1 protein-coding gene is annotated in these 736 nt (G+C 60.7%); it reads right to left on the bottom strand.

Features of this window, described 5'->3' with window-relative positions:
- Positions 1 to 571: transposase family protein (locus AC1DY7_RS31255; protein ID WP_477497639.1), on the bottom strand; the 571-nt coding region annotated here is incomplete at its 3' end.
- Between the last annotated feature and the right edge of the window lie 165 nt (positions 572 to 736).

Below are 736 nucleotides of genomic sequence, written 5' to 3'. Positions count from 1 at the left end.
GGATCTTGTAGGGGACTGCGGCGATCAGCCGGAGCAGAAACTCTTTAGAGACGGCGGTGGTGGCCTTCTCRTGCAGCTCGACGAAGGCGAACTTGGAGGTGCGGTCGATGGCGACGAACATGTGCAGCTTGCCCTGTTCGGTGCGCACCTCGGCGACGTCGATGTGGAAGTAGCCGATCGGGTAGCTTTTGAACTTCTTCCTTGCCGGCTTGTCGCCTTCGATATCCGGCAGCCGGCCGATGCCATGGCGCTGCAGGCAGCGGTGCAAGGACGAACGCGTCAGGTGCGGGATCGTCGGCTGCAAGGTGTAGAGGCAGTCGTCGAGCGGCAGCAGCGTATACCGGCGGAAGGCGACGATGACGGCCTCTTCCTCGACAGACAGAACCGTCGATCTCGGCTGTCTCGGACCGGTCGGCAGATCGGTCACCGAAGTCCGCTCCCGCCATTTGGCGACAGTCTTCTGATTGATSCCGTAGCGCTTGGCCAGCGTCCTCAGGCTCTCTTGACTATKCTGTATTGCTCGACGGATTGCCTCTGTCGTTGTGGCGCGGCCGTGTAGAACCTGTCCCATAGCGCATCCTTCCATTCGGAAGAAAATATCGCACCATTAAAGCTCGGGATCAAACACCTAGGATCCATGCCGTGACGTCAGAGCGTCGCGGCGTTGGGGGCAATCGACAGGCGCAAACAGCAAACGGGCTTCAGCCGCCCGACTTCGGCACCAGCAGGGGAACGA

Source organism: Mycobacterium sp. P2_H7, from assembly GCF_056403275.1.
This window is presented reverse-complemented; position numbering and strand designations above follow the sequence as displayed.